At 70.2% G+C, this 26,996-nt stretch carries 24 protein-coding genes; 12 read left to right on the top strand and 12 right to left on the bottom strand.

Going from position 1 to position 26,996, the window contains the following annotated elements; translation table 11 throughout:
* Window positions 1-32: 32 nt before the first annotated feature.
* From KV102_RS13435 to lepA, 5 genes are all read right to left on the bottom strand, one after another.
* On the bottom strand, window positions 33-1,868 hold the full coding sequence (locus KV102_RS13435) for a long-chain fatty acid--CoA ligase (RefSeq protein WP_220344206.1): 1,836 nt from the start codon (window positions 1,866-1,868) through the stop codon (window positions 33-35).
* 151 nt (window positions 1,869-2,019) lie between these two features.
* Window positions 2,020-2,949, bottom strand: coding sequence for a TIGR01777 family oxidoreductase (locus KV102_RS13430; protein ID WP_220346569.1), 930 nt, complete (start codon window positions 2,947-2,949; stop codon window positions 2,020-2,022).
* Window positions 2,946-3,602: a TetR/AcrR family transcriptional regulator gene (locus tag KV102_RS13425; protein WP_220346568.1), complete on the bottom strand. Its 657-nt coding sequence runs from the start codon at window positions 3,600-3,602 to the stop codon at window positions 2,946-2,948. Before KV102_RS13425 ends, KV102_RS13430 begins: the two co-directional genes overlap by 4 nt.
* A 77-nt stretch (window positions 3,603-3,679) precedes the next feature.
* A complete protein-coding gene (locus KV102_RS13420) occupies window positions 3,680-4,180 on the bottom strand; it encodes a GNAT family N-acetyltransferase (protein ID WP_220344203.1) in 501 nt (166 codons plus the stop codon).
* A gap of 6 nt (window positions 4,181-4,186) precedes the next feature.
* The gene (lepA, locus tag KV102_RS13415) at window positions 4,187-6,061 is read right to left on the bottom strand and encodes a translation elongation factor 4 (protein WP_220344202.1); all 1,875 of its coding nucleotides are present in this window, start codon (window positions 6,059-6,061) and stop codon (window positions 4,187-4,189) included.
* 93 nt (window positions 6,062-6,154) lie between these two features.
* On the opposite strand from lepA, the gene KV102_RS13410 reads away from it, so the two are divergent.
* From KV102_RS13410 to rpsT, 3 genes are all read left to right on the top strand, one after another.
* Window positions 6,155-6,529, top strand: coding sequence for a YccF domain-containing protein (locus tag KV102_RS13410; RefSeq protein WP_220344201.1), 375 nt, complete (start codon window positions 6,155-6,157; stop codon window positions 6,527-6,529).
* Between the two features lie 101 nt (window positions 6,530-6,630).
* Window positions 6,631-6,855, top strand: coding sequence for a DUF6458 family protein (locus KV102_RS13405; protein ID WP_220344200.1), 225 nt, complete (start codon window positions 6,631-6,633; stop codon window positions 6,853-6,855).
* 210 nt (window positions 6,856-7,065) lie between these two features.
* The gene (rpsT, locus tag KV102_RS13400) at window positions 7,066-7,326 is read left to right on the top strand and encodes a 30S ribosomal protein S20 (protein WP_220344199.1); all 261 of its coding nucleotides are present in this window, start codon (window positions 7,066-7,068) and stop codon (window positions 7,324-7,326) included.
* A 74-nt stretch (window positions 7,327-7,400) separates the two neighbouring features.
* Here rpsT and holA read toward each other — a convergent pair whose 3' ends face one another.
* From holA to KV102_RS13380, 4 genes are all read right to left on the bottom strand, one after another.
* The gene (holA, locus tag KV102_RS13395) at window positions 7,401-8,381 is read right to left on the bottom strand and encodes a DNA polymerase III subunit delta (protein WP_220346567.1); all 981 of its coding nucleotides are present in this window, start codon (window positions 8,379-8,381) and stop codon (window positions 7,401-7,403) included.
* A 43-nt stretch (window positions 8,382-8,424) separates the two neighbouring features.
* On the bottom strand, window positions 8,425-10,794 hold the full coding sequence (locus KV102_RS13390) for a ComEC/Rec2 family competence protein (protein ID WP_220346566.1): 2,370 nt from the start codon (window positions 10,792-10,794) through the stop codon (window positions 8,425-8,427).
* Between the two features lie 5 nt (window positions 10,795-10,799).
* Window positions 10,800-11,879, bottom strand: coding sequence for a ComEA family DNA-binding protein (locus KV102_RS13385; protein ID WP_308290333.1), 1,080 nt, complete (start codon window positions 11,877-11,879; stop codon window positions 10,800-10,802).
* Window positions 11,880-11,968: 89 nt separating this feature from the next.
* Window positions 11,969-12,826: a DegV family protein gene (locus KV102_RS13380; RefSeq protein WP_220344195.1), complete on the bottom strand. Its 858-nt coding sequence runs from the start codon at window positions 12,824-12,826 to the stop codon at window positions 11,969-11,971.
* Window positions 12,827-13,346: 520 nt separating this feature from the next.
* Between KV102_RS13380 and KV102_RS13375 the strand changes: the two genes are divergently transcribed.
* From KV102_RS13375 to araA, 8 genes are all read left to right on the top strand, one after another.
* A complete protein-coding gene (locus KV102_RS13375; protein WP_301021690.1) occupies window positions 13,347-14,321 on the top strand; it encodes an ABC transporter substrate-binding protein in 975 nt (324 codons plus the stop codon).
* A gap of 79 nt (window positions 14,322-14,400) precedes the next feature.
* Entirely contained in the window at window positions 14,401-15,981 is a 1,581-nt protein-coding gene (locus tag KV102_RS13370) for a sugar ABC transporter ATP-binding protein (protein ID WP_255560947.1), read from the top strand.
* A complete protein-coding gene (locus tag KV102_RS13365; protein ID WP_301021688.1) occupies window positions 15,974-17,002 on the top strand; it encodes an ABC transporter permease in 1,029 nt (342 codons plus the stop codon). The genes KV102_RS13370 and KV102_RS13365 overlap by 8 nt, the downstream gene beginning before the upstream one ends.
* Complete coding sequence (gene yjfF / locus KV102_RS13360) at window positions 16,999-18,015, top strand: galactofuranose ABC transporter, permease protein YjfF (RefSeq protein ID WP_220346564.1); 1,017 nt, start codon at window positions 16,999-17,001, stop codon at window positions 18,013-18,015. Before KV102_RS13365 ends, yjfF begins: the two co-directional genes overlap by 4 nt.
* Window positions 18,012-19,040 carry a LacI family DNA-binding transcriptional regulator gene (locus KV102_RS13355; protein WP_301021687.1) on the top strand — a complete coding sequence of 343 codons (1,029 nt, stop codon included), beginning with the start codon at window positions 18,012-18,014 and terminating at the stop codon, window positions 19,038-19,040. Before yjfF ends, KV102_RS13355 begins: the two co-directional genes overlap by 4 nt.
* Window positions 19,037-20,716: a ribulokinase gene (gene araB, locus KV102_RS13350; protein ID WP_220346563.1), complete on the top strand. Its 1,680-nt coding sequence runs from the start codon at window positions 19,037-19,039 to the stop codon at window positions 20,714-20,716. Before KV102_RS13355 ends, araB begins: the two co-directional genes overlap by 4 nt.
* Window positions 20,713-21,411, top strand: a complete 699-nt coding sequence (locus tag KV102_RS13345) for an L-ribulose-5-phosphate 4-epimerase (protein ID WP_220344191.1) — start codon at window positions 20,713-20,715, stop codon at window positions 21,409-21,411. Before araB ends, KV102_RS13345 begins: the two co-directional genes overlap by 4 nt.
* Window positions 21,408-22,904 carry an L-arabinose isomerase gene (gene araA, locus KV102_RS13340; RefSeq protein WP_220346562.1) on the top strand — a complete coding sequence of 499 codons (1,497 nt, stop codon included), beginning with the start codon at window positions 21,408-21,410 and terminating at the stop codon, window positions 22,902-22,904. The genes KV102_RS13345 and araA overlap by 4 nt, the downstream gene beginning before the upstream one ends.
* Here araA and KV102_RS13335 read toward each other — a convergent pair.
* A complete protein-coding gene (locus KV102_RS13335; protein ID WP_220344189.1) occupies window positions 22,880-23,539 on the bottom strand; it encodes a MerR family transcriptional regulator in 660 nt (219 codons plus the stop codon). The genes araA and KV102_RS13335 overlap by 25 nt on opposite strands.
* A 106-nt stretch (window positions 23,540-23,645) precedes the next feature.
* Here KV102_RS13335 and KV102_RS13330 point away from each other — a divergent pair, with 106 nt between their 5' ends.
* Window positions 23,646-24,059 carry a hypothetical protein gene (locus KV102_RS13330; RefSeq protein ID WP_220344188.1) on the top strand — a complete coding sequence of 138 codons (414 nt, stop codon included), beginning with the start codon at window positions 23,646-23,648 and terminating at the stop codon, window positions 24,057-24,059.
* Here the strand turns inward: KV102_RS13330 and leuS are convergent, their stop codons facing one another.
* Together leuS and KV102_RS13320 are read right to left on the bottom strand one after the other, a co-directional pair.
* Window positions 24,060-26,537, bottom strand: coding sequence for a leucine--tRNA ligase (leuS, locus tag KV102_RS13325; RefSeq protein WP_220346561.1), 2,478 nt, complete (start codon window positions 26,535-26,537; stop codon window positions 24,060-24,062).
* A 168-nt stretch (window positions 26,538-26,705) separates the two neighbouring features.
* Entirely contained in the window at window positions 26,706-26,990 is a 285-nt protein-coding gene (locus tag KV102_RS13320; RefSeq protein WP_220344186.1) for a hypothetical protein, read from the bottom strand.
* Between the last annotated feature and the right edge of the window lie 6 nt (window positions 26,991-26,996).

Below are 26,996 nucleotides of genomic sequence, written 5' to 3'. Positions count from 1 at the left end.
ACGGGGTGCGGCCCTCCTGAGACAGCTGCCGGTCAGGTGCCGGCGTAGAACTCGTCCAGGATCGGGCGGTACTTGTCCTCGACGAACTTGCGCTTGAGCTTGAGGCTCGGCGTCATCTCGCCCTCCTCGACCGACAGGTCGCGGTCGAGGATCTGCCACTTCTTGATCGTCTCCCAGCGGTTGAGCTTGGAGTTGAGCTCCTCGACGTAGCCCTCGATCGCCTTGTGCATCTGCGGCGACGTCACGATCTCGGCGTACGACTTGCCCGCCAGGCCGTGGTTCTCGGCGAAGAGCGTCGCGGCGTCGGGATCGATCGTGATGAGGGCGCTCACGAAGTTGCGGTTGTTGCCGTGCACCACCATCTGGCTGGCGAGCGGGCACACACCCTTGAAGACGCCCTCGACGTGCGACGGCGCGACGTACTTGCCGCCCGAGGTCTTGAAGAGGTCCTTCTTGCGGTCGGTGATCCGGAGGAACCCGTCCTCGTCGATCTGGCCGATGTCGCCCGTCGCGAGCCAGCCGTCGTCGGTCACCGTGGACGCGGACTCGGTCTCGAGGTTGTGGTAGCCCTGCATGACACCGGGACCCTTGATGAGGATCTCGCCGTCCTCCGCGATCTTGACCTCGGTGCCAGGCATCGGCAGGCCCACGGTGCCGAGCTTGTACTGGTCGGGGTGGTTCACGAAGGAACCGGCCGCACTCTCGGTGAGGCCGTAGCCCTCGAGGATGAGGATGCCGGCAGCCTCGAACCACTCGGCGACCTCCTGCGACAGCGCGGAGGCTCCGGAGATGAAGAAGCGGACGCGTCCACCGAATCGGTCCCGCACCTTCGAGAGGACGATCTTGTCGGCGAGCCGGTGCTGGAAGGCCAGCCCGGCGGGGACCTTCTTGCCCTCTCGCTCGAGAGCCTTGACCTGGGCCGCCACCTTGGTCGCCCAACGGAAGAGCTTGAGCTTGGCGCCGCCCTCCTCCTCCATCATCCCGACGATGCGGCCGTAGGCCTTCTCGAAGATGCGCGGTGCCGCGCCCATGAACGTCGGCTTCACGACGGCGAGGTTGTCGACGATCTTGGGGATGGCGCCGTCGACGGCGGTCGGGAAGCCGATCTGCAGCTGCGTCGACAGGAGCACCTTGCCGAAAGAGTGTGCCATCGGGAGCCAGAGGTACTGGAGGTCGTCGATGGTGATGTAGCCGCCCGCGGCGACCGCTGCTCCCTCGTACGTCCACGAGTCGTGCGTGAGCCGGACTCCCTTGGGACGGCCGGTCGTGCCGGAGGTGTAGATCAGGGTCGCGAGCTGGTCCGGCGAGATCGCGGCGACGCGCTCCTCGACGACCGACGGCTGCTCGGCGAGCAGCTTGTCTCCGAGCTGCTCGAGGTCGGAGAGGGTGATCACCCAGTCGCTGTCGTGGTCACCGTCGAACAGCACGACCTTGATCACGTCGGGGAGCTCGCTGCGCTTGTCCTGGAGCTTCGCCAGCTGGACGGCGTCCTCGGCGAAGACGATCCGGCTCCCGGAGTCCGCGAGGATGTAGGCGACGTCGTCGGTCACGGTCGTCGGGTAGACGGTGGTCGTCGCAGCGCCCGCCGCCATGATGGCGAGGTCGGCGAGGATCCACTCGTAGCGGGTCCCGGACGCGATCGCGACGCGCTCCTCCGGCTTGATGCCGAGCGAGACGAGACCTGCCGCGATCCGGGAGACGACGTCTCCGGTCTCGCCCCAGGTCAGGGAGCGCCAGTTCTCGCCGACCGGGTAGCGGTAGGCCTCACGAGTGGGGGTCTCGCGTACTCGGGCGAAGAACATCTCGCCGACGTTCTTGGCACGGGACTCGACAATCTCCAGATGCTCGGGTGTCGGGGCGTTGGCCATGAAGGGTGCACCTCATCGTTAGGGGTGGTGATGGCGATCACAGGATGGCTCGAATCGTACGTGATCGACGTGATCCGAGGCACATCCACCAGATAATCGTTATCGATCAGCACCCCTGGTGACGCAGGGTGCCCGTCGGCCGCGGACCAGGTCAGCCGAGCGCGACCGGAAGGAGCCCTCGCCGCGTGCGCGACGCGATCTCGTCGAGCGCCCCGTCGAGGTCGGGATGGGCGAACGCGAACCCGGACCCTCTCAGGGTCGCCGGGTCGACCCAGCGGCTCTTGAGCACGAGCTCGGCCTCGGTCCTGATGAGCCGCGCTCCAGCTTCGAGCGCCCAGGTCGGCAGCGGGACACCGTGCGAGCGGCCGAACGCCCGGCGCACCGATCGCATCATCTCCGCGTTCGTCACCGCGTCAGGGGCGGCCACGTTGACCGGTCCGGCGATCTCGGGGTGCTCGGCGAGATGGTCCACCACGCGCACGACGTCGTCCACGTGCACCCAGCTGAACATCTGACCGCCGTCCCCCATCGGTCCACCGAAGCCGAGGCGGGCCAGGTTGATGAACGGGTTCACGGCACCACCGCCGGCACCGAGGACGATCGCCATCCTCAGCGCCACCTTCCGTACGGCCGTGGGCGCGTCGAAGAGCTCGTGCTCCCACGCCCGCGCGACGGCCACGGAGAACCCGGCGCCACGCTCTCCTGTCACCTCGTCCATGGGACGGTCTCGCGCATCGCGGTAGATCGTCGCCGTGCTCGCGTTGACCCACAGCGACGGCGGGGACGCCGACGCGGCGAGGACCCGGCCGAGTAGTGCGGTGGTCTCCGTACGTGAGGCGAAGATCGCGTCAGCGTTGGGCTTGGAGTAGCGGCAGCTCACCGAGCGCCCGGCGAGATTCACGAGGATGTCGGCACCGCCGAGCACGTCGGCGAGCCCCGCCGCGTCGTCCCAGCTCGCGTCCGCGTCCGGACCGCGCCCGATCGTCCGCACCACCGCCCCGTGGCGCGACCAGGCGCGAACCAGGTGCTGACCGATGTATCCGGAGGCTCCGGCGACGACGGCGACCGCACCGCGCCTCATCGCAGCGAACCGGAGGACGGCTGGGTGAGCGCCACGACGTCGTCGACCAGGCCCCGCGCCACCGGGAGTCGGGACAGGGCGACCGCCTTCGAGACCACCGGTGCGAGCCGATCCACGAGCAACCGTGTGCGCTGCTGCTCCGGCGACGGATCGACGACCCAATGGAGCGTCACACCGAGGTAGAGCAACCAGAGCAGGTCCGGGAGCCGGTCGCGTAGTCCGCTCGGCACTCGCACCTTGGAGGTGGCGACCACGTGCTCCATGAGGTCGACCGCCATTGCCCTCGCATTCCCCGACTCCGCGGAGAACGGGCTCGCCGACGACGAGGCGGGGAGCGCCTGCTGCACGAACGTGGTGCCGAAGCCGTGGTAGGGCGTCATCACGTCGAGGCCGGCGTGCAGGGCCGCGCGCAGGTTGTCCGCGAGTGGAGCCCTTTCGACGAGGCGCGGGAGCGCAACGTCACGGTGCTCGCGCTGGACGCTGACGTAAAGCTCGTGGACAAGCTCGTCCTTGCCCGAGAAGTAGTAGTAGGCGTTGCCGAGCGACAGCCCGGCCTCGTCCGCGATGCGGCGCATGGTCGTCGCCTGGTAGCCGTCGTCGCGGAACAGCCGTAGCGCGGCAGCGGTCAGCCGGTCGCGGGTGTCCTTGGCCATCAGAGAGCGCCATCAGGAGACTTGAACATGTTCGAATCTAGCATCAGCCTTCGAACGTGTTCAAGAGTCGGCGCAGATCAGCGCAACGGCCTCGCCATGACGATCCGTGGCCAAGGGCGGAAGTACGCCGACTCGGCGACATGACGCTCACGCAGACCCGCGCTCCACCGCGCCTCGGGCACCACCTCGAAGCCGAGGCGCCGGTAGTACGGCGCGTTCCACGGCACGTCGGCGAAGGTCGTCAACGTCAGCTCGGCGTGCCCGCCTGCGAGTGCCCACCCCGCGACCACGTCGACGAGCGCTGCACCGATCCCCTGTCGGCCGTGCTCCGGGAGGACGGAGAGCTGCTCGAGGAAGGCCCGGCCGTCCAGCACGTCTGCGAGCGCGTACGCCACCGGCGCGCCGGCGTCCCCGACCTCGACCCACGCCCTGCCGCGACCGACCGCCGCGGCCACCGTCTCGTACGGCGCGGGTTCACCGTCCGCGACCAGGTCCCGGCCGATCTCCCGGAACCGCTCGTCCGCCGCTCGCTCGATGTCTCTGAGGAGCTCGACGTCGGCGAGCGTGGCGGCCCTCACGGGAGGCTACTTCTTGCCCTTGTCACCCGAGTCGCCGGTGGAGAGCGCGGCCACGAACGCCTCCTGCGGCACCTCGACGCGGCCGACCATCTTCATCCGCTTCTTGCCTTCCTTCTGCTTCTCGAGCAGCTTGCGCTTGCGGCTGATGTCACCGCCGTAGCACTTGGCGAGGACGTCCTTGCGGATCGCGCGGATGGTCTCGCGGGCGATGACCCGAGCACCGATCGCCGCCTGGATCGGCACCTCGAACTGCTGGCGCGGGATGAGCTCCTTGAGCTTCTGCGCGAGCGCGACGCCGTACGAGTAGGCGTTGTCGCGGTGCACGATGGCGCTGAAGGCGTCGACCGGGTCGCCCTGGAGCAGGATGTCGACCTTGACCAGGTCGGCGGCCTGCTCGCCGGTCGCCTCGTAGTCGAGCGAGGCGTAGCCCTTGGTGCGGCTCTTGAGGTTGTCGAAGAAGTCGAAGACGATCTCTCCGAGCGGGACGGTGTAGCGGATCTCGACCCGGTCCGCCGAGAGGTAGTCCATCCCGAGGAGGGTGCCGCGTCGCGTCTGGCACAGCTCCATCACGGGTCCGATGTAGTCGGTCGGCGTCAGGACGGTCGCCCGCACCACCGGCTCGTAGACCTCGGAGATCTTGCCCGTCGGATACTCGCTCGGGTTGGTGACCCGGTGCTCGCTGCCGTCCTCCATGACGACCCGGTAGACCACGTTGGGAGTCGTCGAGATGAGGTCGAGGTTGAACTCGCGCTCGAGCCGCTCCCGCACGATCTCCATGTGGAGCAGGCCGAGGAAACCGATGCGGAAGCCGAACCCGAGGGCTCCGGACGTCTCCGGCTCGTACTGCAGCGCGGCGTCGTTGAGCTGGAGCTTGTCGAGCGCGTCACGCAGCGTCGGGTAGTCGTCGCCGTCCATCGGGTAGAGGCCGGCGAAGACCATCGGGTTGGGGTGCCGGTAGCCGCCGAGCGCCTCGGTGGCCGGCTTCTGCGCCGAGGTCACGGTGTCGCCGACGCGGGACTGGCGCACCTCTTTCACCCCGGTGATGAGGTAGCCGACCTCCCCCACGCCGATCCGGTCGGCCTTGTTCGGCTCCGGCGAGATGACGCCGACCTCGAGCAGCTCGTGCACGGCACCGGTGGACATCATCTTGATCTTGTCGCGGTGCGACAGGTGGCCGTCGATCACCCGGATGTAGGTCACCACGCCGCGATAGGTGTCGTAGACGGAGTCGAAGATCATTGCGCGGGCCGACTCGTCGGGCTTCCCGACGGGCGCGGGGATCTGGTCGACGACCGCGTTGAGCACCGCCTCGACGCCGACCCCGGTCTTGGCCGAGACCCGCAGGACCTCGTCGGGCTCGCAGCCGACCAGGTGCGCCAGCTCCTCGGCGAACTTGTCCGGCTGCGCGCTCGGGAGGTCGATCTTGTTGAGCACGGGGATGACCGTCAGGTCCGCGTCGAGCGCGAGGTAGAGGTTGGCCAGCGTCTGGGCCTCGATGCCCTGCGCGGCGTCCACCAACAAGATGGCGCCTTCGCACGCCGCGAGGCTGCGACTGACCTCGTACGTGAAGTCGACGTGGCCGGGGGTGTCGATGAGGTTGAGGACGTACGTCGTCCCCGCGTCCTCACCGGTCGACTTGGTGAACGGCAGCCGTACGGCCTGGCTCTTGATCGTGATGCCGCGCTCGCGCTCGATGTCCATCCGGTCGAGGTACTGCGCGCGCATCGCGCGACCGTCGACGACGCCCGTGTGCTGCAGCATCCGGTCGGCCAGCGTCGACTTGCCGTGGTCGATGTGGGCGATGATGCTGAAGTTGCGGAGGATCGCCGGATCGGTCGCCCCGGGAGCGGGCGCCGAGGAGGCAGGAGAGGTCTTGGCCATGGTGCCTCCCATCCTCCCATGACGGCCCCAGGTTCCCGAATGCATGAGGGCACAGGTCGTACGTCGCCACGCAATGCGCCTTACAGTTCGAGCGTGAACGTGATCCTCAACGTCATCTGGCTCCTGCTCAGCGGGATCTGGCTCGCGATCGGCTACACGCTCGCCGGTGTCCTGCTCTGCATCACGATCATCGGCATCCCCTGGGGGATCGCGTCGTTCCGCATCGCCTCCTACGCGCTGTGGCCCTTCGGGCGCACCATCGAGCCGAACCCGTCCGCCGGGGTGGCGTCGATGATCGGCAACGTGATCTGGATCGTCCTGGCCGGAGTCTGGCTCGCGATCGCCCACCTGGTCAGCGGGATCGCCCTCTGCCTCACCATCATCGGCATCCCGCTCGGTCTCGCGAACTTCAAGATGATCCCGATCTCGCTGATGCCGCTGGGCTACCGGATCGTGCCGGTGCGCTGACGCCCCGGGCTTTTCTCGCCCCGGCGGCGGCCGCGGTGGCCTGACGGCCGGGACCAGGCCGGGTACGTTGAGCGCCACCATCCCCCAGAGAAAGGACTGTCGTGGTCATCGGACTCGGCATCGTTCTCATCGTCCTCGGCCTGATCTTCGCCCTGGACGTCATCAACATCGACACGACCGTGGTGGACACGGGGACGCTCGGCTGGATCCTGCTCCTCGCGGGCGTCGCCGCCATCGTCGTCTCGCTGATCGTCAACCACCAGCGCACGCGCTCGACGCACGTGGTCGAGGAGCGCCGCGACGGCGGTTATCCGCCGCCGCGCTAGTACGGAGGCGACCCGACGCGGCCCTCGTCCACTGCACGCGTGCGGTGGACGAGGGCCGCTGGCTTCGGCCATCCCGCTCGTCGTCGGACGGCTCCCGGCAGGATCGAGGCGCGTTTTGGCCGACCGGTCTGCCGCTGATACAGTGGGTGGTCGCGTGTCCGTGTCCGCGCGCGCACCCATCCACTTCGACAGAACAACGAGGCTTGCCCCGTGGCAAACATCAAGTCGCAGATCAAGCGCAACCGGCAGAACGAGCGTGCGCGTGAGCGCAACAAGGCCGTGCGCTCGGAGCTGAAGACCGTCGTCCGCCGGTTCACCGACGCCATCGACGCCGGCAACACCGACGAGGCGCAGCAGCTCGCGAGGGCAGCGACCCGCAAGCTCGACAAGGCTGCGTCCAAGGGCGTCATCCACAAGAACCAGGCGGCTAACCGCAAGTCGTCCATCGCGAAGAAGTCAGCAGCGCTCTGAGCGCCTGACCTCACCGACGCAACGGCACCTCCCGGCGGGGGGTGCCGTTCGTGCGTCCGGGCGAGATCGCGCCGTCACTGGACGCGCGAGGCGGCGACGGTGAGGACCATCCGCTCCAGCGCGTAGTGCGGGTCTGACGCTCCCTTGACGTCGAGGTCTGCTCGGGCGACGGCGCCGATGGCCGTCGTGAGCCCTGCGGTGTCCCACCCCCGCAGCTGCGCACGCAGCCGCTTGAGCCGGAACGGCGGCGCACCGACCTCGCGCGCCAGCTCGGCCTCACGGAGGCCCTTGCTCGACGCCACGCCGTAACGGGCGAGCGAACGGAGCCCTGTCGCGAACGCCGAGGTGATGAGCACGGGGGCCACGTTGTTGTTGAGGGCCCACCTCAGCTGTTCGAGCGCGCGAGCCGTCTCACCGTCGATCGCCGCGTCGGCGATGTCGAAGCCCTTCACCTCCGCACGTCCACCGAAGTATTGACGGACGAGCTCGAGGGAGATCGGTGCGCGCTTGCCGTCGGCACCGGTCGCGGCGTCGACGAGCTGGTCGGCGGCCGCGGCGAGGGAGCGAAGGTCGTGCCCCACCGCGTCGACCAGGTAGCCCGCCGCCTCCTCGGAGATGGAGGCGCCGAGGTGACGGACCTCTGCAGCGACCCAGCGCGAGACCTCCCAGGGCTTGGGTGCCGTGGTCGTGACCTCCTTGACGGCCGCGAGCTTGCGGAGCTTGTCGAGGACGCCCTTGCCCTTCTGGCCCCCGCCATGGGTGAGCACGACCGCGACGTCGGGCGCCGGCGCTGCGGCGTAGGCGAGCAGCTCGTCGGCCGCGGTCGCGTCGAGGCTCTCGATCCCGCGTACGACGACCGCGCTGTGGGAGGAGAACAACGATGGACTGGTGAGCGCGGCCAGCTCGCCCTGCCCGATCGTCGAGCCCTCGACGTCGGAGACCGACACCTCGGGGTCTTCGTCGTGGAGCTGAGCGAGAGCACGTCTCATCGCGCGGTCGGTGAGGAACTCGACACCGCCGGTGACGAGGAGCACGGTGCTGAACAAGGACGCCATCGCCGCTCAGCATGCCACGTCGCGAGGACACCGCCGACGACGGTCAGCGAACGACACCGGACACCTGGCCGTCGCGTACGACGACCGCGACGTCACGACCCGGATCGGTACGCAAGATCGTGGCCCCGGCGTCTCGGAGGTGCTGCAACGTCTCCGGTGCCGGATGGCCGTAGGTGTTGCCCTCCCCCGCGCTGACCGTCGCCCAGCGCGCGCCGAGACCTGTCAGCCACGCCACCTCTTGGTGCGCGCTGCCGTGGTGCGGAACCTTGAGGACGTCGACCTGGAGTGTGGGGTAGGCCGCGGCGAGAGCCCGCTGCGCGGGGGGCTCCACGTCCCCGGTCAGCAGGACCCGGACGCCCGAGGTCTCCGCGAGCAGGACGAGGCTCGCGTCGTTGGCGGTGTCCTCGGTCACCGCCGTGGGGACGACGCCAGAAGGCCCGGGGCGGGCAAGAGGCCCGAGAACGGTCAGCGTGACCTCCCCAGCGCGCCAACGGTCTCCGGCCGTCAGCTCACGCACGGGCACGTCCGTGACGTCGGGGCTGCTCGGACCGGCGCCGATCCAGGCGAGCGAGCGGCGACGCGTCACGCCGGGCAGGCCGTCGACATGGTCGGCGTGGTCGTGCGTCACGAGCATCGCGGGCACGTTGCGTACGCCGAGGTCGCGGAGACAGCGGTCGACCGAGCGCGCGTCGGGGCCGGCGTCGACGACGACCGCTGAGCCGGGACCGGCCTTCAGGACCGTGGCGTCCCCTTGCCCCACGTCGCAGGCCACCATCACCCACCCCCGAGGGGGCCAGCCCGGGCGAAGGGGGGCGACGGTGACCGCCGTGACAGCGGCCAGGACCAGGCAGGTGAGAACGGGTCGTCGTAGGAGACGGTGGCCGGTCACGGCGATGGCAGCACTGACGACCACCAGCGCGCTCACCGCCACCGGCCCGTCACCGACGGTCGCGGCGGCACCGGGGAGGTCAGCCGCACGACGACCCACCAGGACGATCCAGCCGGCGGGGAGCGCGGTCACCAGGCCCACCGCAGCACCCGAGGGCGCCCACACGAGCCCGAGCAACCCACCCGAGAGACCCAGCACGGTCGCGGGTCCGACGGCGGGTGCGGCGAGGAGGTTGGCGACGACGGCCACGACCGAGACCTCCCCGGACAGCGCGGCGACGGGTGCGGTGCAGGCGAGCTGCGCGGCGGCTGGGACCGCCACCGCCTCGGCGAGCCAGCGCGGCATCCACCGGGCCAGGGCATCGCGCCAGACAGGCGCGAGCAGGAGGATGCCGCCGGTCGCGACCGCCGAGAGCAGGAATCCGGCCGACGTCGCCAGCCAGGGGTCGAGAACCACCACGGCGACGACGGCCCAGGCGAGGCAGCGGGCACCACGCCTGCGTCCGCCGGTGCTCAGCCCAGCGACCCCGACCAAACCCATGATCGCGGCGCGGACGACCGACGGCTCCGGACGCGCCAGCAGCACGTACGCGACCGTGGCGAGCACGGCGAGCACTACCCGGCTCCTCGGGCCTGCACCGAGGGGTCGTGCGAGGGCGAGCAGGAACCCGACCAGCAAGGTCAGGTTGGTGCCCGAGACGGCGAGGAGGTGGGTGAGTCCGCTGGTCTGGAACGCCGCCCTCAGGTCGTCGGGCAGAGCGTGGTCGTCGCCGTGCACGAGCGCCGGGACCAGCGCCGACACGTCGTGCCCCCGGGATGCGACCGACGCACTCACCGCCGCGCGCGCGGATCCGGCAGCGTCCCACCACCACGCGGGGTCGCCCCCGGGACGAGGACGCACGCTCGTCGCGGACAGCGTGGCGGCGTGGGCGGAGTCGTCGGCCGGACGCGCGCGGCCGACGACCTCGACCTCCTCGCCGAGGCCGATGATGGGTGGGTCTCCGCGCACCCACACCGTCACGGGCGCGCGCAGGGTGACCGCCCGGCCCCGTGCCTCAGCCCGCACCAGCGTCGCCGCGAACACCGTGGCCGAGCCGAAGGTGCCGCGGACCACCCGAGGGTCCGTCGTCACCCGTGCGACAGCGCGGACCGTCGCTCCGTCCTGAGCGAGCTCGGCGACGAACGACCGCCGGTGGGACTCCGTCCGGACCGACCCCAGCACCACGGAGGTGAGGAGCAGCACCAGCGTGAGCCCGACCCACGCCGAGCGCCGGCGCAACGGCGTGAGCACCCGGGACAGCACGAGACACACGAGAACGGCCGCCGTGGTGACGGAGACGGCGGTGACCAGCTCGAGCCGCGTCGCCACCACCGCACCGGACCACGCACCCAGAGCGGGCCCGAGCATCCGCAGGTCGACCTCGTCGTCACGGTCGACCGCGACAGCGGCACGGGGCCGAGGTGCAGGCGCACGCGGCGACCGGTGAGGGTCGCCCGTCCCGGGGTGGGGCGTACGAGCCGACACCGTGCTCAGACGGTGACGAGGTCGCGCAACCGCGCCAAGGTGGCGTCACCGATCCCCCGGACCTCGAGGAGCTCCTCGACCGCGGTGAACCGTCCGTGCTCCGTCCGCCAGTCGAGGATCGCCTGCGCGGTCACCGGGCCGACCTGCGGCAGCGTGTCGAGCTGCTCGAGCGTCGCGGTGTTGAGGTTGACGACCCCGCCAGGGCCTGACGGACCTCCGCCTGGCGCCGTCTGAGGAGCCGGCGCGGGAAGGGCGGTGACGGCCGGGAGCCCGACCACGACCTGCTCGCCGTCGACGAGCACGCGCGCCAGGTTGACCGACGACAGGTCGGCGCCGCGCCGCGAGCCGCCCGCCGCCGTGATCGCGTCGGCGACGCGCGAGCCGGACGGCAGCGTCACGATGCCGGGCCGCCGGACGCGCCCGGTGACGTCGACGACGACCTGCGCCGGCGCGGTCGCGCTGGGCACTGCGGCGCCGGCAGCCGGCTGTCCGTCCGCCTGGGGCACCGCGACGTCCGAAGGGCTCCCGGACGCCCCTGGCGCGACCGGCTCGGCGACGACCGCCTGCGGCTGCGCGCGCAGCACCCACCAGATCACCGCCCCGGCCGCAAGGAGCACGACCACGATCGCGACCCCGACGTGACGAGGCGTCACCCCGTCGCCGAGCACGCTCAGGCGAGGAAGGGGTGGTCGACTGCCCTCGACCGGTGACTGCCCGGTCGCTCGCACCGTGCCCGAGCGGTGACGCCCCCACCCCCTCTCGTCGAGCTCGGTCGAGTCACTGGACGGTCCGAGCGATCTGCGCGACGACCCGGTCGCCGGACCCGGGATCCGGGTCGCCGGAAGCATCCCGGTCGGCCAGAGCTCGTCCAGACCGTCGCCTGCCGCGTCCGTCCCCACCTCGTCGAACTGGTCATCGAGCTGGTCACCGAACCGGTCACCGAACCGGTCACCGAGCTGATCGCCGGCGGTCGCGGCGGTGTAAGGGGCGTCCCACGCGCCCCCGCGATGGTCGAGCTCGCGCGCCAGCAGCTCGAGGCGCCGCCTCGCCGCCTCGCTCGCTCTGTCTGCTCCCCGTCGCTCCACACGACAGACGCTAGAGCGGCGAACCGTCGCCGCGTCGTCTCCGGGCGCTCACCTGTGGACAAGCAGCAGGGACACCAGCCTGGGGGCGTTCACCCCAGCGAAGGCATGCGCGCGGAGACCGTGACGGCCAGCAGACCCGGACCGACGTGGGCGCCGATGACCGCCCCGACCTCCATGACGTCGATCGACTCGCGCCCCAACGACTCCCCGAGACGCTCAGCCAGCGCCCGCGCCTGCGCGTCCGCATCGAGGTGCTGCACCGCGACGTCCACCTCGTCACCGTGGCTCGCGACGGCCTGTGCCGTGAGCTCCTCGAGACGGGCGATGGCGCGCGTCGAGGTCCGGACCTTCTCGATCGGCCGCACCCGTCCGTCCTTCACCCCGAGGATGGGCTTCACCGACAGGGCGGAGCCGAGCAGCGCGGATGCCGTCCCGATGCGACCGCCTCGGCGCAGATAGTCGAGCGTCGCGACGTAGAAGTACGTCGTCGCGCGTTCCGACCGGTCGCGGGCAGCCTTGGCGACGTCGTCGGCGGACTTCCCCGCGTCGCGCGCGTCCGCGGCAGTCAGCACGGCGTACCCGGTGGCCATCCCGACCTGGAGGCTGTCGACGCAGGTGACCGGCACGGTGCAGTCCTGCGCGGCCAGCTGCGCCGACTCCAGCGTCGCGGAGACCCGGGAGCTGAGGTGCACGGAGACGATCGCCTCCGCACCCCGTTCGGCCAGGCCGGCGTAGACGCGGGAGAAGCGCTCCGGCGCGGGCCGCGAGGTGCCGACGGCGCGCCCCGCACGAAGCGCCCGCGCGAGGTCGGCCGACGTGACGTCGAGACCCTCGGTGTACGAGCGGCCGTCCACGACGACCTCGAGCGGCACGACCGTGACGTCACGCGCCGACGCGATGTCGACCGACAGCGATGCCGTCGAGTCGGTGACGATGGCGAGGGTCATGGGGGTGAGGGTAGTCGGACTCTCTCTGAAGCACCCCCGGTCCGGTGCCGGGCTCCCCTGACCGGATGTCATCGAAGCGACGGGACGCGAGCCCAGGAGGAGCACCAGCGCGGCGCCTCGCGATGTGATCGTTAACACCCGAGAGGTTGTCCTGACACGGCCCGCCCGCGCGGGCGGGCACCGCCGCCAGGACGGCCACCTTGCGCGGCAGCGCGTGTGACCGCGTGTGCCGAGGCGAGAGGCGGACGGCGGTGACGGCCATGACCTGCGCTGATGCCGTGATCGAGCCAGCTCGCACCCTCCCCGTACGGACTGCAGCCGGGACCGCCGCGCGCCCGTCGGGCGACGGCGAACTGCCACGCCTCTTGACGGCAGCGAATGTGAGCGTTAACAATCTCTTCTTATCAGTGTGGCGTCCGTCACATTGAGAGCGACTGGGGAGCAGTTGTCCGCCTGCGCCCCTGGCCCGCACCAGAGCCGGTGCCGGCCCCGTAGACGGAGGAACCTCATGATCAGGAGAGTGAGCGCAGCCGCCGTCGGCGCCGTGCTCGTCGGCAGCCTCGCCGCGTGCGGGGGCGGCGACAGCAGCGACGCGTCGGACGACGACAGCATCACCATGGGCTTCGCCCAGGTCGGCGCCGAGAGCGGGTGGCGCACAGCCAACACGAAGTCCATCAAGGACACCGCGAAGCAAGAGGGCGTGACCCTCAAGTTCTCCGACGCCCAGCAGAAGCAGGAGAACCAGATCAAGGCCATCCGGTCCTACATCCAGCAGAAGGTCGACGTGATCGCCTTCAGCCCGGTGGTTGAGACGGGGTGGGACACCGTCCTCCAGGAAGCCAAGCGGGCCAAGATCCCGGTGATCCTCACCGACCGCTCGGTCGACTCCGACGACACGTCACTGTACGAGACCTTCCTGGGCTCCGACTTCGTCCTCGAAGGCGAGAAGGCCGGCGACTGGCTCGTCGAGAACGCCGACGCAGCAGACACCGACACCAACGGCTCGATCAACGTGGTCCAGCTCGAGGGGACGACCGGCGCGGCACCCGCGATCGATCGAGCCGACGGATTCAAGGAGAAGATCGGCGCGGACCCGAGGATCGAGGTCACTGCGTCGCAGACCGGTGACTTCACCCGCGACGGGGGCAAGAAGGTCATGGAGTCGTTCCTGAAGTCGCAGCCGGACATCGACGTGGTCTATGCCCACAACGACGACATGGGGCTCGGCGCCATCGAGGCCATCGAGGCGGCCGGCAAGAAGCCCGGGACCGACATCAAGATCATCACCGTCGACGCCGTCAAGGACGGGATGACGGCGCTGTCCCAGGGCAAGATCAACTTCATCGTCGAGTGCAACCCGTTGCTCGGCCCGCAGCTGATGGACCTCGCCCAGAAGGTCGTCGCCGGCGAGGAGGTGCCCGAGCGCGTGGTCACCGAGGAGACGACGTTCGACCAGGAGCAGGCCAAGGCTGCGCTGCCCGACCGTCAGTACTGAGCGCTGACAGCCGGTCGGCGCCACCGCCGACCGGCTGCCCGGCCGCCACACCCGTCCCGACACGAGGCGAGGACTCGAGATGACCCACATGTCCGCCGACGCGTACCCCTCCTCGGGGACGTCGCCCCGGGGACGGACGCCGGTCGACCCGGTGGTCCAGATGACCGGGATCACGATCAGGTTCCCCGGGGTGACGGCGCTCGACGACGTCGACTTCCGGCTGTTCCCGGGAGAGGTGCACGCACTGTTGGGCGAGAACGGCGCGGGGAAGTCGACGTTGATCAAGGCCCTCACCGGCGTGTACGCGACCGACTCGGGCACGATCTGGGTCGGTGGAGCCGAGCATGCCTTCACCGGGCCCGCGGCTGCGCAGGACGCAGGGGTGAGCACGGTCTACCAAGAGGTCAACCTCTGCACCAACCTGAGCGTGGCCGAGAACATGCTCCTCGGTCGGGAGCCTCGTCGGCTGGGGCGCATCGACCACCGGCGGATGAACCGTCGCGCGAGCGAGCTGCTCGGCCGGCTCGGGCTCGACATCTCGCCCCGTTCCCGCCTCGGTGACCATCCGATCGCCGTGCAGCAACTGGTCGCGATCGGTCGTGCGGTGGACATCGAGGCCCGCGTCCTCGTGCTCGACGAGCCGACGGCAAGCCTCGACAGCGAGGAGGTCGCCAAGCTGTTCGAGGTCGTCCGGTCCCTGCGCTCCCAAGGTGTCGCGATCCTCTTCGTCTCCCACTTCCTCGAGCAGGTCTTCGCGATCTCCGACCGGATGACCGTGCTCCGCAACGGTCGCATCGTCGGTGAGCACCTCACGCGTGACGTCACGCGCCTGGAGCTCGTCGAGGAGATGCTCGGGCGCGAGCTCGAGGTCCTCGAGCGGCTGCACCGTGAGCCCTCCCGCCAGCCGGACGAACGCCGTACGCCCGTCCTGCGCGCGAGGGGTCTGGGGCGCAAGGGGTCGCTCGCCCCGACCGACCTCGACGTCTACGACGGTGAGGTGATCGGTATCGCGGGCCTGCTGGGCTCGGGCCGCACCGAGCTGGCGCGGCTCCTGTTCGGTGCCGACGCCTCGGACAGCGGAAGCGTCGAGGTTCGCGGGCGCCGGGTCGCGCTTCGGTCACCGCGTCGGGCCGTGGACCACAAGATCGGCTTCTCCAGCGAGAACCGCCGTTCCGAGGGGGTGATCGGCGACCTCACGGTCGCCGAGAACATGATGCTCGGTCTGCAGGCCGCTCGCGGCTGGCTCCGTCCGGTGCCACCACGTACCCGCGACCAGCTCGTGATCAAGCACCTCGAGATGCTCGACATCCGCCCGGCGAACCCGGACGCGCTGATGCGCAACCTCAGCGGTGGCAACCAGCAGAAGGTGCTGCTCGCGCGGTGGTTGATCATGCAGCCCGACGTGCTTCTGCTCGACGAGCCCACCCGCGGCATCGACGTGGGCGCCAAGGCACAGATCCAGCAGGTCGTCGACGATCTCGCGTACGAAGGGATGGGCATCGTCTTCATCTCGGCCGAGCTCGAGGAGGTGCTGCGGCTGAGCGACCGGCTGGTGGTGATGCGCGACCGTCACAAGGTCGATGAGATCCCGAACACCGGGGTGACCACCGACGACCTCATGGCGATCATCGCGCGTGAGGAGGAGTCCGCCCGTGCGTGACCTCGCCCGGCACCGCCTCTTCTGGCCCGTGCTCGCACTGGTCCTCCTGCTCGCCGTCAACGTGGCCGCCACGCCGTCGTTCCTCCAGATCCGGATGCAGGACGGCCACCTCTACGGGAGCCTCGTCGACATCGCCCGCAACGGCGCGCCCGTGCTCCTGGTCGCCCTGGGCATGACCCTGGTCATCGCGACCCGCGGCATCGACCTGTCGGTCGGGGCCATCGCGGCCATCGCGGGCGCGGTCGCGTGCGTCCATCTCGCCGGGTCCCCCGCCCCCGCGTCGACCGGGACCGCGATCACCGCGGTCACGCTCGCCCTCGCCGTGTGTGTCCTCCTCGGCCTCTGGAACGGCTTCCTCGTGTCGGTGCTCGGGATCCAACCCATCATCGCGACGCTCGTGCTCATGACCGCCGGGCGCGGCCTCGCGATGCTGGTCACCGGAGGCCAGATCACCACGGTGAACAACTCCTTCTTCCGAGGACTCGGCGCCGGCTACCTCCTGACGCTCCCGATCGCGGTCCTCATCGCCATGGCGGTGTTCGCGGTCACCGCGCTGGTCACCCGCCGTACCGCGCTCGGGATGCTGGTCGAGTCCGTCGGGGTCAATCCCGAGGCGAGTCGGCTCGCCGGCGTGCGCTCACGGACGATCCTGTGGACCGTCTACGTCTTCTCTGCGTTCTGCGCCGGCCTGGCCGGACTGATGATCGCGGCCAACACCAGCGCGGCCGACGCGAACAACGCCGGTCTGTGGATCGAGCTCGACGCGATCCTCGCCGTCGTCATCGGGGGTACGTCGCTGGCCGGCGGGAGGTTCTCGCTGGCGGGGACGTTGGTGGGCGCCTTGTTCATCCAGACGCTCTCGACCACCATCCCGACCATCGGCATCCCGGCGGAGACCAACTACCTCTTCAAGGCCGTCGTCGTCATCGCGGTCTGCCTCCTCCAGTCGCCCAAGGCACGGGCTGCGGTCTGGCGTCGTCGACGCGACCGATCCGCCCTCGTGAGAGCAGGTCGAGCATGAGCACCGTGACCAGGCCGGAGGTCGCCACGCGCTCCCTCGCCGACCGGGTGAAGGGCTACTCCCCTCCGTCCCAGCTGCTCCCCGTCCTGGCGACGTTCGCCCTGCTCGTCGGGATGTTCGGAGTCGGTGCGGTCCGCTACGAGGGCTTCGCCTCGCCTCAGGTCGTCCTCAACCTCTTCGTGGACAACGCGTTCCTCATCGTGCTCGCGGTCGGCATGACGTTCGTCATCCTCACCGGCGGCATCGACCTGTCGGTCGGCTCAGTCGTCGCCCTGTCGACGATGATCGCGGCGGCGACGTTGCGCGCCGGCTGGCCGCCGGCGCTGGCGATCCTGGCGGTCCTGCTCACCGGGACCGCGCTCGGGCTGGCGATGGGCCTGGTCATCCACTACTTCGAGGTGCAGCCGTTCATCGCGACGCTGGCGGGGATGTTCCTGGCCCGCGGGCTCTGCTACCTCATCAGCGTGAAGTCGATCCCGATCAGGGACGAGACGTTCCAGTCGATCTCCGCTGCGTCGATCACGCTTCCCGGGGAGCTCTACGTGACCCCGACGGTGTTGATCGCGCTCGCCGTGGTGCTCGCCGCGGCGTGGGTGCTGCACCTGACCCGCTTCGGGCGCAGCGTGTACGCCGTCGGCGGGAGCGAGGCCTCTGCGGTGCTGATGGGTCTGTCCGTCGCACGCGTGAAGGTGGGCGTGTACGCGATCAGCGGCTTCTGCTCCTCGCTCGGCGGCCTGCTCTTCTCCCTCTACATGCTCTCCGGCTACAGCCTGCACGCGGTCGGCATGGAGCTCGATGCCATCGCCGCGGTCGTGATCGGTGGCACGCTGCTGACCGGTGGGTACGGGCTGGTGATCGGCTCGCTCCTCGGGGTGCTGGTGCTCGGCACCATCCAGACGTTCATCTCCTTCGACGGGACACTGAGCTCGTGGTGGACGCGGATCTCGATCGGCGCGCTGCTGCTCGTCTTCGTCGTCCTGCAACGCTTCTTCAACCGCCGGGAGATCTCGTGAGCACCGATCGTCAGAGCCCACCGGTGATGGCGGACGTGGCCCGGGCTGCGGGGGTCTCCCACCAGACCGTCTCCCGCGTCATCAACGGCTCCCCCAACATCCGCCCGTCCACCCGTGAGCGCGTCGAGTCGGTGATCCGCCAGCTGGGCTACCGACCCAACACCGCCGCGCGGGCACTGGTCACTCGACGGTCCTCGACGATCGGCATCATCAGCACCGGCAGCGGCCTGTACGGGCCCAACAGCATCCACCGCACGGTCGAGGACGCCGCCCGCGGTGCGGGATGGTTCGCCGGGTCCGTGAGCCTCGCGTCGGTCACCGAGTCCACGCTCACCGACGCGATCGACCACCTGCTGCGCCAAGCGGTCGAGGGGATCGTCATGATCGCCGGGCAGGTCGAGGCCCTCGAGCTGGTGAGCCGCCAGGACTTCGGAGTGCCGTTCGTCGTGGTCGAGGGCGACCTCTCGAAGGCGCCGAACGTCGTCGGGGTCGACCAGCGTGCGGGGGCGTACGCAGCCACGTCGCACCTGGTCGAGCTCGGTCACACGCGGATCGCCCACGTACGGGGTCCCCGCAGCTGGACGGAGGCCGACGGACGTGAGACCGGATGGCGGGAAGCCCTCGCCGACGCGCGGCTCGACCCGGGCACGCTGCTGCTCGGCGACTGGTCGGCCCGCAGCGGCTATGCCGCAGGCAGGACGCTCGTCGCCGCCCAGGAGACGACGGCCGTCTTCGTCGCCAACGACCAGATGGCGATCGGCCTGCTTCGCGCCTATCAGGAGGGCGGACGCCCGGCACCGCAGCACGTCAGCGTGGTCGGCTTCGACGACACTCCAGAGGCGGAGTACCTGCAGCCACCCCTCACGACGGTCCGGCAGGACTTCGCCGAGGTCGGCCGTCGGGCGATCGCGTTCCTCGACGCCGGCATCAAGGGGGTCGAGCCCCCGCTCGAGCGCCTCGTCTCCCCCGACGTGATCCTGCGCGCGAGCACCGCGCGCCCGTACCGGCCGGAGGTGTCCTCGTGAGCAGGGCAGAGTACGTGGTGGGGGTCGACTTCGGGACGCTGTCAGGTCGCGCGCTCGTCGTCGCGGTCGAGGACGGCCGAGAGGTGGCGAGCGCGGAGTCCGTCTACGCCCACGGGGTCGTCACCGACGCGCTGCCGGGACGACCGGAGCGGCGGCTGCCGCCCGCCTGGGCGCTCCAGGTGCCGTCCGACTACATCGACGTCCTTCGGACGGCCGTGCCCGAAGCGATCCGGCAGGCCGGCATCGACCCCGCCGACGTGATCGCGATCGGCACCGACTTCACCGCGTGCACGATGGTGCCGACCACCGCCGACGGCACCCCGCTGTGCGAGGTGGAAGGGTTCGAGGACCGCCCGCACGCGTACGTCAAGCTCTGGAAGCACCATGCGGCGCAGCCGCAGGCCGACCGCATCAACGCGTTGGCTGCCGAGCGCGACGAGCCGTGGCTGTCCCGGTACGGAGGACTGATCTCGTCCGAGTGGGAGTTCGCCAAAGGGCTCCAGGTGCTCGAGGAGGATCCGGAGGTCTACGCCGCGATGGACCGGTGGGTGGAGGCGTCGGACTGGATCGTCTGGCAGCTCTGCGCGACGTACGTGCGCAACGCGGGCGCCACCGGCTACAAGGCGATCTATCAGGACGGGCGCTATCCGGACACAGACTTCCTCACGGCCCTCCATCCCGCGTTCGGTGGGTTCGTCGACGACCACGTCGATCAGCCGGTCGCCGAGCTCGGAGAGGCGGCGGGCACGTTGACGGCCGCCGCGTCGGCGTGGACCGGCCTGCCGGAGGGCATCGCCGTCGCCGTGGGCACCGTCGACGCGCACGTGAGCGCGCCGGCGGCACAGGCGATCGACGACGGTCAGATGGTCGCGATCATGGGGACCTCGACGTGCCACGTGATGAGCTCGTCGGTCCTCCGCGAGGTCCCGGGGATGTGCGGCGTGGTCGACGGCGGCATCGTGCCGGGACGCTGGGGCTACGAGGCGGGCCAGAGCGGCGTCGGTGACATCTTCGCCTGGTTCGTCGACCACGGGGTGCCGCCGTACGTGCACGAGGCTGCGGCCGCGGCGGGGGTCACCGTCCACGAGCACCTCAGCGCGCTCGCGGCGGAGCAGGCCGTCGGTGAGCACGGTCTCGTCGCGCTCGACTGGCACAGCGGCAACCGCTCGGTCCTCGTCGACCACGACCTCTCCGCCGTCGTGCTCGGCCAGACCCTCGCGACGCGTCCCGAGGACGTCTACCGCGCGCTCGTCGAGGCGACCGCGTTCGGGACGCGCACGATCATCGATGCGTTCGGGCGCAGCGGGGTGCCCGTCGAGGAGCTGGTGGTCGCGGGTGGTCTGGTCCGCAACGCGATGCTGATGCAGATCTACTCCGACGTGACCGGGCTCCCGCTGTCCGCGGTCGGGTCGGCACAAGGCCCCGCCTTGGGCGCCGCACTCCATGCCGCCGTCGCGGCCGGCGCGTACGCGGACATACGCGCTGCCGCGAAGGCGATGGGGTCGGTGCGCAAGGCGGTCTACGTCCCCGACGAGGAGCGTGCGCGTGCGTACGACCGGCTCTATGCCGAGTACGTCACGCTGCACGACTACTTCGGTCGGGGTGGCAACGACGTGATGCACCGGCTGCGCACCCTGCGAGACGACGCCTCACGATCACGCGGAGGTGCCCGATGACGGTCGCCGATGAGGTCCGCCGGACCATCGAGAGGCTGCGCCGCGAGGTGTGCGACCTGCACGCCGAGCTGACGCGCTACGGCCTCGTCGTGTGGACGGCTGGCAACGTCTCGGCGCGGGTCCCCGGCGAGGACGCGTTGGTGATCAAGCCCAGCGGGGTCGCGTACGACGCGCTGACCCCGGAGTCGATCGTCGTCACGGACCTGCACGGCCGGCTGCTCGACGGTGACCTGGCTCCGTCCAGCGACACGGCCGCGCACGCCTACGTCTATCGCCACCGACCGGACGTCAACGGCGTCGTGCACACCCACTCGACCTACGCGACGGCGTGGGCGGCGCGCGGCGAGCCGATCCCGTGCACGCTGACGATGATCGCCGACGAGTTCGGCGGGGAGATCCCGATCGGTCCGTTCGCGCTGATCGGCGACGACTCGATCGGTCGCGGCATCGTCGTCACGCTGGCACGGAGCCGGTCGCGCGCGGTCCTGATGCGCAACCACGGCGTCTTCGCGGTCGGCGCGGATGCGTTGGAGGCGGTGAAGACCGCCGTGATGTGCGAGGACGTCGCTCGGACCGTCCACATCAGCCGCCAGATCGGGGAGCCGGTGCAGATCGCCCCTGCGGACGTCGATCGCCTCTACGAGCGCTACCAGAACGCCTACGGCCAGGGGGCCGGAGAGAGAGAACACCGATGACCGATCGCGTCCTGTGGTTCCTGACCGGCAGCCAGACCCTGTACGGCGAGGACACCCTCCGCCAGGTCGCCGCCCAGTCGCGCGACATCGCCGACGCGCTCGACCGCACCGACGACCTGGCGCTCCCGGTGGTGTGGAAGCCCGTCCTGACCTCGTCCGACGCCATCCGCCGCCTCGTGCTCGAGGCCAACGCCGACGACGCCTGCGCCGGCCTCGTGGCGTGGATGCACACCTTCTCGCCGGCGAAGATGTGGATCTCCGGCCTCGACGCGCTCGCGAAGCCGCTCCTCCACCTGCACACGCAGCACCACGTCGAGATCCCGTGGGCGACGATCGACATGGACTTCATGAACCTCAACCAAGCGGCGCACGGCGACCGCGAGTTCGGGTTCGTGCAGACCAGGCTCGGCATCCCCCGCAAGACCGTCGCCGGCCACGTCACCGATCCCGCCGTCGGCGCCCGGGTCGCGACCTGGGCGCGCGCGGCGGCGGCGTTCGCCGACCTCCGCTCCCTGCGGCTGGCGCGCTTCGGCGACAACATGCGTGACGTCGCTGTCACCGAGGGCGACAAGGTGGAGGCCGAGCTGCGCCTCGGAGTCTCGGTCAACACCTACGGCGTGAACGACCTGGTCGCCGTCGTCGACCAGGTCGGCGACGAGGAGGTCACCAAGCTCGTCGCCGAGTACGACGACCTCTACGCCGTCGCCCCCGCTCTGCGCGCCGACGGTGAGCAGCGCGCCGCACTGCGGTATGCCGCTCGGCTCGAGGCCGGCCTACGGGCCTTCCTCATCGAGGGCGGATTCGGTGCGTTCACCACCAACTTCGAGGATCTTGGAGGTTTGCGGCAGCTCCCGGGCATCGCCGTCCAGCGGCTGATGGCCGACGGCTACGGCTTCGGCGGCGAGGGCGACTGGAAGACGGCGGCGCTGGTCCGGGCGACCAAGGCGATGGCGGCCGGCCGGCCGGGCGGCACCTCGTTCATGGAGGACTACACGTACAGCCTGGCGCCGGGCCGGATGAAGTCCCTCGGCGCCCACATGCTGGAGGTCTGCCCGAGCCTCACCACGGAGCGCCCGACCGTCGAGGTGCATCCGTTGTCGATGGGAGGGCGGGAGGATCCGGTGCGCCTCCGCTTCGTGGCCGATCCCGGCGAGGGCATCGTCGTCGGTCTCTCCGACCAGGGCGACCGGTTCCGCCTGAGCGCCAACGACGTCACGCTGGTGGAGCCTGACGAGCCGCTCCCCCGGCTCCCCGTCGCCTGCGCGGTGTGGGAGGCCCACCCGTCGCTGACGGCGGCGGCCGAGGCCTGGCTGATGACGGGCGGGCCGCACCACACGGTCCTCACGACCGCGGTCGGGTTCGAGGAGTTCGACGACCTGGCCGAGATGCTGCGCACCGAGATCGTCCACATCGACGCCTCGACCACGACGCGCGGGCTGCGCCACGAGCTGCGTTGGAACCAGGCCTACTACCGGCTCGCCGCAGGGTTCTGACCGTCGTCACCAGCGGCGTGGCGTTCGCGGAACAGCGCCGCGTGGACGATGCGTCGCAGCGCGAGGATGACGGGCTCGACGAGCACCGTCCCGAGCACGACGTCCTGGACCACGGTGGCCACCGGATCGTCGTGGACGCCGCTGCCGTCGGGCTCGACCGACGCGACCTCGCGACGAGCGATCGCCGCGACCTCCTCGGCGTACCGGCCGACCGCCTCGGCGTCGAGCGGCCGTCCCGCCGCCTCGAGACCGGCGAGCGCCGCTTCGAGCTGGGCCACCGCCGCTGATCCGGGATCGTGGGCGAGGCCGATGGCTTCGAGCGCAGCCGTGGCGCGGGCGTACGGTGGTTCGTCGCGGACGTAAGGCGGCAGGGCCGCGAGCGCGTCACCCACCGCCGCGTACGGGTCGGGACCTGGGTCGTCGATGACCGCCAGCACGGCGCGGACCTTGGCCAGCGGAAGCCCGCCGACCTCGACGAGCGAGCGGATCAGGCGGAGCCTCTGGAGGTGGCCCTCGTCGTACGTCGCCTGCGTCGCGCTCGTCGATCGACCGGGCGGGAGCAGGCCCTCGCGCAGGTAGTACTTGATCGTCGCGACGGCGACGCCGGATGCGTGGGCGAGCTCGGAGATCCTCACCACGTGTCCCCTTCGAGAAGTCCCTTGACGTACTGGAGAGTATCACTATCTAATATTGGATAGTCGCACTCTCCAAAAACGGAGGGTTCCCACGTCAGGAGACCGTATGAACGCCGCATCCACGCTCACCGCGGGCATCGTCGTGCTCACGGTGATCACCATCGAGTCGGGCGGGGTGTTCCTCCTGCGCGTCGTGGGCGGTCGCAAGCCGGCCAACGCCCTGCAGACGTCGTTCTTCCGGGCGGGCCACGCCCACGCGGGCGTGCTCGTGATCCTCGGGCTCGTCACCCTCCTGCTCACCAGCGCCGCCGACGTCGCCGACCCATGGGCGTGGCTCGGCCCGCTCGGCGTCCTCGTCGCGGCGATCGTGATGCCCGCCGGCTTCTTCCTGTCGGTCCTGGGGCACGACCCGCAGCGCCCCAGCCGACTGGTCGCCCTGATCTGGACGGGCGCCGCGATCCTGACGCTCGGCCTGGCCACCACGGGGATCAGCCTCGTGGTGACCGGCGCGACCGCGTGATCAGACGACGATGTTGACGAGCTTCGGAGCGCGGATGATCACCTTGCGGATCACGGCGCCCTCGAGGTGCCGTGCGACGTTGGGCTCGGCCAGTGCGAGCGCCTCGAGCTCGTCGTCGGAGATCGAGGGCGCGACCTCGAGCTTGCCGCGCACCTTCCCCTTGACCTGGACCACGCACGTGACGGTGTCGTCGACCAGCAGGGCCGGGTCGACCGTCGGCCACGGCTGCTGCGAGACCGAGGGAGCGTGGCCGAGCTCCGCCCACATCTCCTCGGCGACGTAGGGCGCTGCCGTGCTGAGCAGGATCGCCGTGACCTCTGCCGCCTCGCGGACCGCGGGATCGGCCGCACCCGCACCGGAGTCGATCGTCTTGCGCGTGGCGTTCACGAGCTCCATCACACGCGCGATCACCACGTTGAAGCGCTTGGACTCGTAGAGCTGCTCGGCGTCGGCCACCGTCTTGTGCGTGACCCGACGCAGCGCGACGTCACCGGCGGTGACGTCGGCACCCGGATCGCTCGCCACCTCGTGCGCAACGCGCCACGCCCGCTGCAGGAACTTCGACGAGCCTGTCGGTGACACGTCGGCCCAGTCGATGTCGTCCTCGGGTGGCCCGGCGAACAGCAGCGTCAGGCGCACCGCGTCGACGCCGAACTGCTCGATCTGCTGACCGAGGTCGACGCCGTTGCCGAGCGACTTGCTCATCGCCTTGCCCTCGTTGATGACCTGGCCCTGGTTCATCAGCGATGTGAACGGCTCGACGAAGTCCACCAGGCCCATGTCGTGGAGCACCTTGGTGAAGAAGCGGCTGTAGAGCAGGTGCAGGATCGCGTGCTCGACCCCACCGACGTACATGTCGACCGGCATCCACCGGTTGACGTCCTCGGGGGCGAACGGCGCGTCGGTCCGGTCGGGCGAGCAGTAGCGCAGGAAGTACCACGAGGAGTCGACGAACGTGTCCATCGTGTCGGTGTCACGCTGCGCGGCGCCACCACAGCGGGGGCAGGTGGTGTTGACCCAGTCCGTCGCGGCGGCCAGCGGGGAGGTGCCCTTCGGCGCGAGGTCGGCGCCGGTCAGGTAGGGCAGCTCGACGGGCAGCTGCTCGTCGGGCACCGCGACCTCACCGCAGTCGGGGCAGTGCACGATCGGGATCGGGCAGCCCCAGTAGCGCTGACGGCTGAGCAGCCAGTCGCGCAGCCTGAAGTTGACCGTGCCCTCGCCCAACCCCTTCTCGGTCAGCGTCTCGATCGTCACCTCTATGCCCTCGGCCTTGTCGGTGACGCCCTCCAGCACCGGCGAGCCGACGTACGCCCCGTCACCGGTGGTCGCGACGCCGGTCTCGGCCGGGTCACCCTCCCCCGGCACGTCGACGACGCGGCGGACCGGCAGGTCGTACGTCCGGGCGAAGTCGAGGTCGCGCTGGTCGTGGGCCGGCACGGCCATCACGGCGCCGGACCCGTAGTCGGCCAGGACGTAGTCGGCGGCCCACACCTGCATGGGCTCGCCCGTCAGCGGGTTGGTCGCGTGGACGCCCAGGAACACCCCGGTCTTCGGACGGTCGGTGGACTGGCGCTCGATCTCCGTGGCCTGCTTGGTGCGCTCGAGGTACGCCTCGAAGGCGGGCCGCTGATCGTCGGACACCAGCTCACCGGCCAGCGTGGCGTCGGGGGCGACGACCATGAACGTCGCGCCGTACAGCGTGTCGGGCCGGGTGGTGAAGACCCGCACGGGCTCCTCGCGCCCCTCGACCACGAACGACACCCACGCACCCTCTGAGCGTCCGATCCAGTTGCGCTGCATGGTCAGCACGCGCTCGGGCCACCGGCCCTCCAGCTGCTGCATGTCGTCGAGCAGCCGCTGGGCGTAGTCGGTGATCTTGAAGTACCACTGGGTCAGCTCGCGCTTGGTGACCACGGCGCCGCAGCGCTCGCAGAACCCTTGGACGACCTGCTCGTTGGCGAGCACGGTCTGGTCGTTGGGACACCAGTTGACGTAGGACGCCTTGCGGTAGGCCAGGCCCCGCTCGAACAGCCGCAGGAACAGCCACTGGGTCCAGCGGTAGTACTCGGGGTCGGAGGTGTGCAGGCGACGCGTCCAGTCGAAGCTCACGCCGTAGCGCCGGATCGACTCGGCCTGCGTCTCGATGTTGTCGTACGTGAACGTCGCTGGGTTCTCGTTGCGCTTGATGGCAGCGTTCTCGGCGGGCAGCCCGAAGGAGTCCCAGCCGATCGGGTTGAGCACGTCGTAGCCCTTGAGCCGCCAGTAGCGCGCCAGCATGTCGTGCAGCGCGAAGACCTCGCCGTGGCCCATGTGGAGGTCGCCGGACGGGTAGGGGAACATCGTGAGCGCGTAGCGCCGCTCGCGACCGGGGTCGGTGCCGTCGGCGTCGTACGGCCGCAGCTCGTCCCACACCGCGCGCCACTTGTCCTGGACCGCGCGGACGTCGTACGACGCCGCCTCGCCCTGCTGGGTGCTCACCTGGGTCTCCTCCGCAATGACGTCCTCGTACGACCGGGTGATCTGCGACACCGAACCGTGCCCGTACACAGAACAGCCCCTCTGGGCAGAGGGGCTGCCACGCTGACGGGGTCGGGATCAGCGTGGCTCGACAAGGTGCAGGTCGTACACGGCTCCCATGCTAGCGCGCTACTCGGCGCGCTGGTCGCGGTCCTCCAGCGCCTCAGGCGGCACGTCCTCGACGACCAGCGGCCGCAGGATCGCCCAGATGATGAACACGGCCGAGACGCCGAGCAGGATCAGCCCGTTGACGAGGTTGACGTTGAAGCCGTCGGCCTTGCTCAGCTCGGCGTCGGAGGCGTTGAAGATGCCGAGGAAGGTCAGGATCACGCCATAGATGCCCATCAGGGCACCGATGATCGTCCGGATGTCGAACGCCGACGCGATCTTGAAGCGGCTCTTGCCCTCAGCCATCGTTGC

Origin of the sequence: Mumia sp. zg.B53, assembly GCF_019550935.1 — a bacterium.
Classification (GTDB): Bacteria; Actinomycetota; Actinomycetes; order Propionibacteriales; family Nocardioidaceae; genus Mumia.
The sequence above is the reverse complement of the archived record's forward strand: the minus strand, read 5'-3'. Positions and strand labels throughout refer to the sequence as shown.

Bases quoted from the DNA above. Each gene is read 5' to 3' on its own strand.
- lepA (WP_220344202.1), bottom strand. From the start codon at position 6,061: ATGGCCAAGACCTCTCCTGCCTCCTCGGCGCCCGCTCCCGGGGCGACC.
- yjfF (WP_220346564.1), top strand. From the start codon at position 16,999: ATGAGCACCGTGACCAGGCCGGAGGTCGCCACGCGCTCCCTCGCCGAC.
- KV102_RS13430 (WP_220346569.1), bottom strand. From the start codon at position 2,949: ATGAGGCGCGGTGCGGTCGCCGTCGTCGCCGGAGCCTCCGGATACATC.
- holA (WP_220346567.1), bottom strand. From the start codon at position 8,381: ATGGCGTCCTTGTTCAGCACCGTGCTCCTCGTCACCGGCGGTGTCGAG.
- araA (WP_220346562.1), top strand. From the start codon at position 21,408: ATGACCGATCGCGTCCTGTGGTTCCTGACCGGCAGCCAGACCCTGTAC.
- KV102_RS13330 (WP_220344188.1), top strand. From the start codon at position 23,646: ATGAACGCCGCATCCACGCTCACCGCGGGCATCGTCGTGCTCACGGTG.
- KV102_RS13425 (WP_220346568.1), bottom strand. From the start codon at position 3,602: ATGGCCAAGGACACCCGCGACCGGCTGACCGCTGCCGCGCTACGGCTG.
- KV102_RS13370 (WP_255560947.1), top strand. From the start codon at position 14,401: ATGACCCACATGTCCGCCGACGCGTACCCCTCCTCGGGGACGTCGCCC.
- KV102_RS13320 (WP_220344186.1), bottom strand. From the start codon at position 26,990: ATGGCTGAGGGCAAGAGCCGCTTCAAGATCGCGTCGGCGTTCGACATC.
- KV102_RS13345 (WP_220344191.1), top strand. From the start codon at position 20,713: ATGACGGTCGCCGATGAGGTCCGCCGGACCATCGAGAGGCTGCGCCGC.
- KV102_RS13380 (WP_220344195.1), bottom strand. From the start codon at position 12,826: ATGACCCTCGCCATCGTCACCGACTCGACGGCATCGCTGTCGGTCGAC.
- KV102_RS13435 (WP_220344206.1), bottom strand. From the start codon at position 1,868: ATGGCCAACGCCCCGACACCCGAGCATCTGGAGATTGTCGAGTCCCGT.